Annotated in this window: 11 protein-coding genes; 6 read left to right on the forward strand and 5 right to left on the reverse strand. The window is 37.6% G+C overall.

The features are described from left to right. Together WBM70_RS11235 and htpX are read right to left on the reverse strand one after the other, a co-directional pair. Positions 1-1,195, reverse strand: a 1,195-nt coding sequence (locus WBM70_RS11235) for an RNB domain-containing ribonuclease (RefSeq protein WP_424558592.1), incomplete at its 3' end; no start/stop codon positions are given. 67 nt (positions 1,196-1,262) lie between these two features. Further along, positions 1,263-2,090 (reverse strand): zinc metalloprotease HtpX, encoded by an 828-nt coding sequence (gene htpX, locus WBM70_RS11240; protein WP_424558593.1) that lies wholly within the window; start codon positions 2,088-2,090, stop codon positions 1,263-1,265. A gap of 89 nt (positions 2,091-2,179) precedes the next feature. Here htpX and WBM70_RS11245 point away from each other — a divergent pair, with 89 nt between their 5' ends. The 3 genes from WBM70_RS11245 to chrA all read left to right on the forward strand — a co-directional run bounded on the left by WBM70_RS11245 (position 2,180) and on the right by chrA (position 4,643). Then, positions 2,180-2,815, forward strand: a complete 636-nt coding sequence (locus WBM70_RS11245) for a M15 family metallopeptidase (RefSeq protein ID WP_424558594.1) — start codon at positions 2,180-2,182, stop codon at positions 2,813-2,815. A gap of 224 nt (positions 2,816-3,039) precedes the next feature. Next, positions 3,040-3,429, forward strand: a complete 390-nt coding sequence (locus WBM70_RS11250; RefSeq protein ID WP_424558595.1) for a hypothetical protein — start codon at positions 3,040-3,042, stop codon at positions 3,427-3,429. A 74-nt stretch (positions 3,430-3,503) separates the two neighbouring features. Then, positions 3,504-4,643: a chromate efflux transporter gene (gene chrA / locus WBM70_RS11255; protein ID WP_424558596.1), complete on the forward strand. Its 1,140-nt coding sequence runs from the start codon at positions 3,504-3,506 to the stop codon at positions 4,641-4,643. 119 nt (positions 4,644-4,762) lie between these two features. On the opposite strand, the gene WBM70_RS11260 is transcribed toward chrA, so the two are convergent. Further along, the gene (locus tag WBM70_RS11260) at positions 4,763-5,620 is read right to left on the reverse strand and encodes an SPFH domain-containing protein (RefSeq protein ID WP_424558597.1); all 858 of its coding nucleotides are present in this window, start codon (positions 5,618-5,620) and stop codon (positions 4,763-4,765) included. 10 nt (positions 5,621-5,630) lie between these two features. After that, a complete protein-coding gene (locus WBM70_RS11265; RefSeq protein ID WP_424558598.1) occupies positions 5,631-6,089 on the reverse strand; it encodes an NfeD family protein in 459 nt (152 codons plus the stop codon). A 127-nt stretch (positions 6,090-6,216) separates the two neighbouring features. On the opposite strand from WBM70_RS11265, the gene ilvC reads away from it, so the two are divergent. From ilvC to WBM70_RS11280, 3 genes are all read left to right on the forward strand, one after another. Beyond that, positions 6,217-7,242, forward strand: a complete 1,026-nt coding sequence (ilvC, locus tag WBM70_RS11270; protein ID WP_424558599.1) for a ketol-acid reductoisomerase — start codon at positions 6,217-6,219, stop codon at positions 7,240-7,242. 212 nt (positions 7,243-7,454) lie between these two features. Then, the gene (locus WBM70_RS11275) at positions 7,455-8,522 is read left to right on the forward strand and encodes a divergent polysaccharide deacetylase family protein (RefSeq protein WP_424558600.1); all 1,068 of its coding nucleotides are present in this window, start codon (positions 7,455-7,457) and stop codon (positions 8,520-8,522) included. Positions 8,523-8,608: 86 nt separating this feature from the next. Then, positions 8,609-8,806: a DNA-processing protein DprA gene (locus WBM70_RS11280; protein WP_424558601.1), complete on the forward strand. Its 198-nt coding sequence runs from the start codon at positions 8,609-8,611 to the stop codon at positions 8,804-8,806. Between the two features lie 81 nt (positions 8,807-8,887). Here the strand turns inward: WBM70_RS11280 and WBM70_RS11285 are convergent, their stop codons facing one another. After that, positions 8,888-9,214 (reverse strand): DMT family transporter, encoded by a 327-nt coding sequence (locus WBM70_RS11285; protein ID WP_424558602.1) that lies wholly within the window; start codon positions 9,212-9,214, stop codon positions 8,888-8,890. Positions 9,215-9,559 lie beyond the last annotated feature (345 nt).

Raw genomic sequence — 9,559 nt, forward strand, 5'->3', positions numbered from 1 at the left:
TTACAAGCAGATGGTTGGCATCAATACTGAGTTTAGTCTCTTCACTTCTAAAGTCAAATCCTTGTTTGAGTCTTTCATTATGTAGTCTCACTGTTATTTTTTGTAGAGGGAGTAACCATGTTAAAATGTCAGCTACAGTACCAGTGATATCTGTAATTGGATTATTTAATATATCATCTATATTTTCATAATTAAAACGGTGTTTTGAGTGAATGATAGCTTCAAAGAATTCTTCTTCCAAAGGTTTCAGTGTTGTTCTGTCTAATTCTATCTTTGCCACAAATGCTAGTCTGTCTACTTTGGGTTTGAGTGAACAGATATTTTCACTGAGTTCTCGAGGAAGCATAGGGAACGACTTGTGCGGTAGGTAAGTGGTAAAACCTCTCTTTTTTGCTTCTTTGTCTATGTTTGTAAAGTAAGGCACATAATGACTGACATCTGCGATGGCAACATAGAGTGTATAGGCTTCCATATCAAAATAGATAGCATCATCAAAATCTTTTGCTGTGACTGGGTCGATCGTACAGAAATCAAGATGCGTGAGATCTATACGGTCCAGATGCTCCTCTTTTGTAACTTCCAGTTCAACTTCCAGTGCTTCTGTGACACATTCAGGAGGGAAGGCATCTTCACGTTCGTAGAGTGCGAGTGAGATCTTTTCATCTACTTTTGGGTCATCCAGGGTTCCCATCACTTCTAAAACTTTATCATCATCGACATCAACTTTGAGCACCGTCCCCAGTTTAAATGCTTTTAAGTCCATACCATCCATCACGGCATGTGTAGGTTCTCCTGTACGGATGTTGAGTATAAGGAAATTATCTCGTTCATCTCTGTGTGTATAGGCGATGGTAAAGAGGTGTGCTTTGGTGATAACAAGTTGTACTTTACCGCTGGCACGTCCACGTCTAGCGATGATTCGTTTAGCAACGACCACATCACCATGTTTTGCACCCCAAAGGTCATCAGCTTCTACCAGTAGATCCCTTTGCTCTTTGAACTCTGCTTCTACATACCCTTTACCGTCTTTTCCTATATAGAGTCTACCCACACGATAGATAGATTTCAGTTTCCATAGTCCATCGATTTCTTCGAGAGCACCCAGTTGCTGAAGTGCCTGAAACGTATTTTGATCTTCTTGTTCGATATCTGAAATTAGACATCCATGCATAAGTTGTATGGCAAATGGGGACATGATTAAAGGCTCTCTTCAATGGTATTTACAGTAAACAATTTTGTTGTTTTCATTAAGAGTAATTATATTACTTTAACGCTTCAAGTCTCTCTATTCTTTGATCCGTACTTGGATGTGTACTGAAGAGTTGTTTCAGTGACATATCTTTACCGCTGAAAGGATTAATGATGAACATATGCGCTGTTTGCGGGTCTGCATCATGCATCACAGTTCCTCTGGCATAGTTGTCCAGTTTAGCCAAGGCACTTTGGAGCCATTCAGGATGCCCTGTCATTTCTGCCGCACCAGCATCTGCCATAAACTCACGGTTTCTGCTCACCGTCATTTGTATGATACTTGCGGCCAGCGGCATGATAAACATCAGTGCCAGTGTAACAAGAAGGTTAGGTCTGTCTCTTCCTCCACCAAAGAACATACCAAACTGAGCAAGCATGGCAATGGCTCCGGCGATGGTCGCCGTGACTGTACCGATGAGCATATCGTAGTGTTTAATGTGACTGAGTTCGTGCGCGATCACAGCTTCTACTTCTTCCTCTGTCATCAACTTCAAGAGTCCCTCAGTTACAGCTACGGCTGCATTTTCATAGTTTCTCCCTGTGGCAAATGCATTGGGTTGTTCTTCAGGGATGATGTAGAGTGCAGGCATCGGTAGATTTGCACGATGAGTCAGTCTTTCTACGATCTCATAGAGTCCTGTAGCACTGTTATGGTCTACAGGTATGGCATGGTAATGTTTCAACACTTGGGTGTCACTATAGTAATAGGCATAAAAGTTCATTCCAGCTGCTACGACAAAAGCGATGACCATCCCTGTCTGTCCGGCTATCATACCGCCAAACCAGATAAAAAGTAGGGTAAGCCCGGTCATGAGCGCATACGTTTTAAATTGTTCCATTGTGTTCTATCCTTCATAGGTATTTTTATTTTAATATACCATAGAGGTGCAAACCGAAAGTAAATCATACAATACGTTATAATAGATGTATGATAAAACTATTTTATACAGCATTTATATTCACAGTAGCGACTTTTGCTGCTTTTGAATCAGATATCTCGCAGATCACTCCGCAGATCAAACAACGCATGGTTAAAGGTAACTCCTGGAAAAAAGGTTGTCCTGTACCATTGAAAGATCTGCGTTATTTGCGCATCAAACATATCAATTTCAATGGTAAAGATCAGATGGGCGAGATGATCGTCCATAAAGATGTCTCTGTTGAGGTGACAGAGATATTTAAAGCACTTTATAATACGGACTATCCTATCAATAAAATGAGATTGGTGAGTTACTATAAAGGCAGTGACTGGCAATCGATAGAGTCAGACAATACTTCAGCTTTTAATTGCCGTAAAGCAACAGGAAGTAAACAGTGGTCCAAACACTCTTATGGAAAAGCCATAGACATTAACCCCATAGAAAATCCTTACATTTCTAGAAAAGGATATATCTCCCATAAAGCATCTGCAACCTATAGAAAAAGAGTACATAAAGAGTCTACTTATGAAGATAAGGCTGTATTATTAAAAGATGATGAAGCTGTTCAATTATTTAAAAAGTATGGTTGGAAGTGGGGTGGTGATTGGTCTGGAGTGAAAGACTATCAGCATTTTTCGAAGTAAGTTATTTCCATGATAAAATCTCCTATATTAACAGATTAAGTACTTTTTAAAATTATATTTTACAAAACTAACATAAATATTACATCAATGCTACGGTAATGCTATATACTTGTGTTATAATAATAATTATTATTTAAAATAATATTAGGATAGACCCTTAATATATAAATAAGTAAAAGATAAAGCATTTTTTTAAATTTAAATGAACAGAGGAAAAGTAAAGTATGACACAGGAACAGGAAAGATGTCTTGCTGAAGTGCTAGATAAAAGAAGTAAAGGGGATCGACTATTTGCATATATTTTATTAGTTGTTGTAACTTTTATAGTGGGTATCGGTGGTTATAACCTGTCTGGACTTATATCGTCTCTTTCAAATAATATGGACTCAATAGCTTCAGATCTTCATGCTATGCGTAATGAAATGGTTAGTATTTCACACCATATAAAATCAATGGACAATTCAATTATTACCATGAGTTCTGATATACACTCAGTGAATGTAACACTTGAAGGTATGGCAAACACTGTAGAACGTATTGATAATAATATAAAATATATGCATGAAGATGTAAATGAAATGAATAAAATGAACCCTTTTCGAAAAATATTTTAGTTTTATTTATGGACTATACAAATAGTGCATGCCACATGTTATAATAAAAGTCTAAAATAAAAAAGGTTAGATAAGTGTATAAAATCTGGGAAGTATTTTGGAGGTTTTTAGGATTAGGTTTTATTAGTTTTGGTGGACCTGCTGCACATATTGGCTATTTTCAAAAGACTTTTGTTCAAAAACTTAATTGGATTGATGAACAATCCTATGCAAAATTAATCTCTTTAAGTCAGTTTTTGCCTGGTCCGGGATCAAGCCAGATAGGTTTTGCTATCGGACTTCGTCGTGCAGGTATTTTCGGAGGTATAGCAGCATTTTTAGGTTTTACACTCCCGTCTTTTTTCTTACTCTATTTTCTTGCTACCGTAAATACGGAAAATTCCAGTGATCTATTTGGAGGAGTTGTTCATGGACTCAAACTACTTGCTGTGGTTGTGGTTGCTGATGCTGTACTTAGTATGTTTAAAGCATTTTGTAAAGATGGGATCTCTATCGCGATTGCTGTGCTAACCTCTACGGGTCTGTTATTATTTCCCAGTTTATGGATGCAGATGGGCGCTTTGGTTCTTGCGGCTTTTTTAGGTATGATCTATCATAAAACTGACAGGTATGACACTATAACAAAAGTTCGTGTCAATATGCTGCCTCTTATATTGTTTTTTATGCTTTTTATTGGTTTGCCAATGCTTACATTTGTCTCACAATGGATAGAAATATTTTCTGACTTTTACCAATCAGGAAGTCTTGTTTTTGGCGGAGGTCATGTGGTTTTACCTTTATTGCAACAAACATTAGGGGATGCCATTTCTACGGATAACTTTTTGCTAGGTTATGCTGCTGCGCAGGCTGTACCTGGTCCAATGTTTTCTCTTGCAGCTTTTCTTGGCGCGGATTTGTCTGCTGATAATCAATTTTTTGGAGCTGTCATTGCAACAGTAGGAATATTTTTACCCGGCTTTTTACTGCTTCTAAGTTTCCAAGGAGCTTGGGAATCACTTGCTGCAAGACCAAAAGTAGCGGGTGCAGTTTGGGGTATTAACGCAGCCGTTGTTGGATTATTGCTATCAGCACTATATAACCCTGTATTTATAAGTGCAGTTTTAACACCTGCAGACATGGCATTGGTCATTGTAGGTTATTTTGCATTGACTGCTATGAGAGTACCTATAGTAATGCTCGTATTGGGATTTGGAGTAATCGGCATGCTTCTGTAAGTGTAATAAATATGTACTAATGTAAGTGAATTTTCACTTTTCAGAAACTGGAGACCTTATAAATATATCACTTTATAAGGTTATTATTTTTTATAAAAGCTACATTAGTTCAATAATGTTTACTTCTTAAACACATTCCCTAACATCCCTTTAATAGCCCCTTGCAGATCTGCAGGGTAAATGACAAATTTGGAGTTGTCGCTTTTACTTATTTGCTCGAGTGAATTGATGTATCTGTCTCCGAGTAAGAACATGGCAGGCAGTTCTTTATCCTGAATGTTGTCACTTATAAGCCTAATGGCTTCTGCTGACGCATTTGCCAGAGCTATTTGTGCCTGTGCTTCTCTTTTTGCAGCTTCCAGTTTACCGTCAGCTTCCAAGATGGCAGCATTTTTGTTACCCTCGGCAGTAGTTTCGATGGCTCTTCTTTCTCTCTCTGCTGCTGCTTGTCTCTCCATAGAGTCTTGCATAGAAGCTGATGGTGAGATGTCTTGTATCTCTACAGATTTGACCGTCACTCCCCAGTCCGCTACATCATCAACGATCTGGTCTTTGAGTCTAGTTTTGATCTGCTCACGGTTTGAGAGTGCTTCATCCAGGCTCATTTCACCCAAGATAGAACGCAATGTAGTCATCACCAGTTGCTGGATAGCCAGTCTGAAATCTTCGATCCCATAAAGTGCATCCCTTGGGTTCGTCACACGTATAAAGGTTACGGCATTGGTAAGAATCACAGCATTATCTCTAGTGATCACTTCTTGTTGCGGGATGTCTAAAATGATATCTCTTGTGGTGATACGTTGACGTACTGCCTCAATATATGGAACGATGATGTTAAGCCCAGGGTTGAGTGTACGAGAAAATTTACCCAGTCTTTCAACGACCCACTCTTCACCCTGTGGAACGATATTGATACCCTTATATAGGGTAACGATAAGACCAATGACTAAAATGACAACGATGTTTAATGCTTCCATGATGAATTCCTTAAGATTTTATAGGTTCAACTTCTATGAGTTGTCCATTGATTTGTACAATCTGTACACGTGAGCCTTTGTCTATGTCTACTTTGGCTGTAGCATGCCACGAGGTATTGCCCAGCACAGGAGTATCAAAAGTGACTTTTCCTCTACTATGTGGTTGTATATCTTCCATGACGACACCTAAAGTGTCAAGTCTGTAGTTTGACTGTCCGCTATCTGTAATAGGATTCTCTCTAAACCACTTGAACCAAGCAGCAATGGCAAGGATGGAAAGTATCATCCAAATAGTAAGTTCTACGGTAAAGGATAGATCCAAATATATGTCTAGAATCCCCACAATAATTGCGGCAACTCCCAGTCCGAGGATGAAAAATGTCCCCATGGTCATATCTAAAATAAGTAAGCCGATACCAAAAACGATCCAATGCCACCATAGAACAGTCTCGTTGAGAAATTCAATCAAAGTCACTCCTTTTTTGTATGAATATTTATTATATCATAAAAAATAATTGTAGGTAAAATTCACGTTAATAAGTTATATTTGGATATAATCGCGAAAATTTTCGTACTTCGTACATCAAGGATAATAAATGTCAACTTTAAATGTATATTATGACAAAGATTGTGATATCAACATCATCAAGTCAAAAACAGTAGCAATGATCGGTTTCGGTTCACAAGGGCACGCACATGCAGAAAACCTTAGAGATTCTGGTGTAGAAGTTGTTGTAGGACTAAGAAAAGACGGTTCGTCTTGGGCTAAAGCTGAAGCTAAAGGTTTTGAAACATTGACTGTAGCAGATGCATCTGCAAAAGCTGACGTGATCATGATCCTTCTTCCAGATGAGAACCAAAAAGAGATCTATGAAAATGAAATCGAACCAAACCTTAAAGAAGGTGCTACTATTGCATTTGGACACGGTTTTAACATCCACTACGGAAGAGTTGCACCAAGAGCAGACATCAACGTTACAATGATCGCACCAAAAGCACCAGGTCATACTGTACGTTCTGAGTTTGTAAGAGGTGGTGGTATTCCAGATCTCATCGCTGTTGGTCAAAACCCAAGCGGTACAACTAAAGAGCTTGCTCTTTCTTATGCATCAGCTATCGGTGGTGGTAGAACTGCAATTATCGAAACTACTTTCAAAGACGAAACAGAAACGGATCTTTTCGGAGAGCAAGCTGTTCTTTGTGGTGGAGCTGCTTCACTTGTACAAGCTGGTTTCGAAACTTTAACTGAAGCTGGTTATGCTCCAGAACTTGCATACTTCGAATGTCTTCATGAGCTTAAGCTTATCGTTGACCTTATGTTCGAAGGTGGAATTGCTGACATGAGATACTCTATCTCAAACACAGCTGAGTATGGTGATTATGTTTCTGGTAAGAGAGTTATCAACGCTGAGTCAAAACAAGCGATGAAAGATATCTTAACTGAAATTCAAGATGGTAGATTTGCGAAAGACTTTATCCTTGAAGGTCAAGCAGGTTACCCTCGTATGAATGCTGAGCGTAACAACGACAAAGAAAAGTTAATTACTAAAACTGGTAATAAACTTCGTGAAATGATGCCGTGGATCTCTGCAAACAAAATCGTAGACCAAGAAACTAACTAATCTTTTTGGTTATTTGCACTCATCTTTCTGTGATGGGTGCAGTTACATACTGACGTATGCTCCTTTACCCAAGCACATAAATCTAAGTACAACTTACCAAAAATCTTTAGTTAGCTTTTTTCTTATAGACTTTTCTTTAAACATACAAAATTTTATACTCATTCTTAATGCTACTTTGTTACAATAGCTGAAAATTAAAACTAGTGAAATTTATGGCAACAGAACCTAAAAAAACAAATACCAGATCTTCTACGAGAAAAACACCGACAACAAAAAGAAAAAGTAGAAAAAATACTACTTTCAAAAAAAGTCTTTTTATTGTCTTAGGTGTATTTTTGATGATATCTATGGTGGCTTTTGGATATTTTTTGGGACAGAACGATATGCTTAATGCGCATACACCGATAGCACAGACCTATAAGACACATGAAAAAGAGAGTAAAAAGAAACTTTTAGAAGATCTCTCGAAGATCAAAACACAAAAGCCTCAAGAGAAAAAAGAACTTTCTTTAAAAACGGAAGTCAGTAAAGATAGACAAACCCCTTCCAAACCTTTAATCGATGAAACAGTAAAAGAAGATCTATTAGAGACCAAGAAGTACAACAGAGTAATGTTGGCTGATAAGGGTGGAAAACCAAAGCTTGCAATCATCATTGATGATGTCTCAAACAGGAGTCAGCTCAATAAGATACAAGCCACAGGTTTGAAGATAACACCATCCATATTTCCACCATCTCAACGTTCTATGACATCACATAACTTAGCCAAAGGCTTGGAACATTATATGATCCACTTACCAATGGAGTCAGGGAGTGCACAGTTCAATAAGCAGACTAAGACACTTATTACTACGTTCAGTGAAGAGCAGATAAAAGCCAGAGTGAAAGAAGTAAGAACTCTGTTTCCTTCTGCACGTTATGTTAACAATCATACAGGTTCTGTTTATACAGATAACTATGGTGCGATGCAGACACTCTATAATGCACTTCGTACAGAGGGATTTGTTTTTGTAGACAGCCGTACGATAGCTTCTACCAAAGTACCGAAGATCACAGATGAACTTGGTGATGCTTATGTTGCAAGAGATGTTTTTATAGACAATGAACATAATGTTCCTTATATACATAAGCAGCTTCAAAAGGCGGTAAGTAAGGCTAAGAAAAAAGGCTATGCGATCGCTATTGGGCATCCACATCAAATGACTATGAAGGCACTATCTACTGCAGGAAGTATCTTTGCGGATGTTGAACTGGTTTATATTGATGAGCTTTACAGATAATAGGCAACTCCCCTAAATATGGCAATTTGAAATATTTTTTATGGTAGCTTTGACCCTATGATATCATACGACTAAAAAGGCATACTATGAGTCCTCTGCTTACCCAATACATATCTAATTTAGAAGCTATGAAGAAATATCCTTCTACACTGTTATATAAGGGTAATCTAAATCTACTTAAACGTCCTAAAGTTTCTATAGTCGGTACAAGACGTCCTTCGAACTATACACGACAATTTACTTTTAGCCTTGCCAACGCTGTCAGTTACAACAAAAAACCCTAAAATATACTACGAATTTTGAGGCAAATAATGTAAAGAGAAAACCTTATAAAGTTATATATTTTATAAGGTTTTATCTTAACCTTAGTGACCGCCACTCATAAACTTCAAACCTACTGCACCTACGATGATACAGGTGATAAAAAATGCTTTTGCAACATTCATCACTTCATTAAAGACAAACACTCCAAGTATTGCTATGAGTGCTGTACCCATTCCTGCCCATACAGCATAGGCTATACCAATATCTATCTTTTTGATTGCGAAATACAAAAGAGTGAATGAAATGACATATGCTACTCCCATAATAGTGCTGTAGATTGGTGAATTATTCACAGAAGCATATTTCAATGAAAGTGTACCTATCACCTCAAATACGATTGCCAAACCTAAATAACCCCAATAAATCATTTTACACTTCCCTAATGCTATAAAGTTTTCTATATATTTTACATGAATATTATTGTAAACCTTATAATCTAACATATTTAAAAAATTTGGTGACAGGGTATATGAGGCAGAACTTGAAGGTGTCATCACAATACACAATGGTATTGTGAGATTAAGTTAGAATGCTCTAGTTGTTTTTTGAAAGTTGTGAAATGAGTTCTTCTAGAGATTCTTCTGGAAGCATACCGGCTTGAACAAATTGTACATCACCTTTGGTGTCTAAAGCTACCAAGAAAGGAATACTTCCTCTCCATTGTGCTCGTTGCTGGATATAATTTACCAGTTCAGATGCTTTCTCTTCTGATA

The organism is Sulfurovum sp. (assembly GCF_049668085.1).
Taxonomy (GTDB): domain Bacteria; phylum Campylobacterota; class Campylobacteria; order Campylobacterales; family Sulfurovaceae; genus Sulfurovum.